1 protein-coding gene is annotated in these 1,141 nt (G+C 66.5%); it reads right to left on the bottom strand.

Annotated elements, in window-relative coordinates; all coding sequences use genetic code 11:
• Nucleotides 1–1,124, bottom strand: a 1,124-nt coding sequence (locus tag AB0B76_RS59005) for an amino acid adenylation domain-containing protein (RefSeq protein WP_360395223.1), incomplete at its 3' end; no start/stop codon positions are given.
• Between the last annotated feature and the right edge of the window lie 17 nt (nucleotides 1,125–1,141).

A 1,141-nucleotide genomic window follows, 5' to 3' on the forward strand; every position in this document is an offset into this window, starting at 1 on the left:
TCCGCCTGCCACCGCACCACATCCCCGGTCCGATACCACCGCCCACCATCCGGCCCAGCCACAAACCGTTCCGCCGTCAACTCCGGCCGCCCCCGATACCCGCGAGCAAGACCAGGACCACCCACGAACAACTCACCGGCCACCCCGACCGGCACCTCATGCAGGAACCGGTCCACCACCAACAGCCGCGACCCGCCGAACGGCACACCAATCGACGGCCCACCATCAACATCCACCGACGCGACCACAGTCACCTCGGTCGGCCCGTAGGCGTTCAGCAACCGCCGACCCGACGACCACAACCCCGCCAACTGCCCATCCAAACGCTCACCACCACTGATCAACACCCGCAACCCCGGCATCCCCGCCGGGTCCAGCAACGCCAGCAACGACGGCGGCAACAACGCCACCTCCACCCCAGCCCCATCCACCAACGCCGCCAACCGCCCCGGATCCCCGCGGTCCTCCTCACCCGCAATCACCAAACGCCCACCAAACCCCAGCGCAAGACACACATCCCACACCGAAGCGTCAAACCCGAACGACGCAAACAACAACACAGCCAACGGCGGTACCTCCCCACCAAACACCACCCGCTGACCAGCCAACAAACACACCAACCCACGATGCGTAACCTGCACACCCTTCGGCCGGCCCGTCGACCCCGACGTGAACAACACATACGCCACCTGATCCGGAACCCGACCCACCACCGGCGGCGTCACAGGCTGCCCCGACAACAACACCCGCGTCACCGCGTCGTCCAGCACCACCGTCCGGACCTGCCCAACCGGCAGATCCCCCACCGTGTCATCCGAACCCACCAGCACCTGCACACCACCATCAGCGAGCATCACCGCCAGCCGCTCCACCGGATGCTCCGGATCCAACGGCACATACGCCCCACCCGCCTGCCACACCGCCAACACCGCAACCACAAACTCCACACCCCGCGGCAGACACACCCCCACCACAACCTCAGTACCAACACCCATCGCCCGCAGCAAATGCGCCAGCCGGTTCACCCGCTCCCACAACTCCGCATACGTCACAACCTCATCACCACACCGGACCGCCTCCGCATCCGGCGTAGCCGCCACCCAACCCGCCACCAGATCCGGCAACAACTCCACCCGCGCAA

It is taken from the genome of Dactylosporangium sp. NPDC049140 (genome assembly GCF_040648435.1).